This is a genomic window from Streptococcus australis, assembly GCF_019930045.1.
GTDB classification, from domain to species: domain Bacteria; phylum Bacillota; class Bacilli; order Lactobacillales; family Streptococcaceae; genus Streptococcus; species Streptococcus australis_D.
The window spans coordinates 1-733 of the sequence record NZ_JAHZQQ010000126.1 but is presented as its reverse complement, the minus strand read 5'-3'; the positions used below and the strand labels follow the sequence as shown (position 1 = coordinate 733).

Sequence of the window (733 nt, the reverse complement as noted above, 5' to 3'; positions counted from 1 at the left end):
TTATGCTGTTTTTCGCAATTCTAGTATATCAGATGAACGTGTCTTTTGTGTTGCACTTCATTTTACAACAGGGCAAATTATTTATTATAAAAATCAGGTTGATTTATTTCCGTATAATGAAAATATATCCCAAAATTTCACACAACCAATTTTTTCAATAGTGAGTGACGATTTATTATTTGAAGAAGCAGCGTATCTTACAAATACTGGAATCAGTAATCCATTGAAGATTCCAAAATCAAAAGAGAATTTCCAAATTGCAAACAGAATTGCTACGACTAACGACGAGGATACTAAAATTAAATTTTCAACATTGCACGATATTCAGCAAAATAAGGTCGATTCTTTAAGAGCAGGTAGAAATAATTTTTTATTCGTGCTATTCATTTTAATACTAATAAGTATTGCAATTTCTTATTTTATGATTTTAATTGGTTTTATTTGTCGTCATCAGTATCAAAATACTATGAAATTCTTAGGATGGAAGTTAGTTGATCGATATGCCACATTTTTAGTAACAATTGGAATGATGCACATCATTTCGTTAATGATACTTATTTTTAGTAAGGTAACATGGGCTATCTTGTTAAGCTATACAATTTATGTCTGTTTAGATTTACTACTAGTGCTATTTCTAGCCTATAATCATGAACGAAAAAGATTCTGTCAATAATTTTGTGTAAACACTCAAGTAAAGTTGCGGAGTGTTAATCAAATAAGCTTTCAAGTGTGT

General features: G+C 29.2%; 1 protein-coding gene. It reads left to right on the top strand.

The annotated features are described in order from the left end of the window. On the top strand, positions 1-673 hold a 673-nt coding region (locus K1J10_RS10645; protein ID WP_223357348.1), incomplete at its 5' end, for a hypothetical protein. Positions 674-733: the final 60 nt, after the last annotated feature.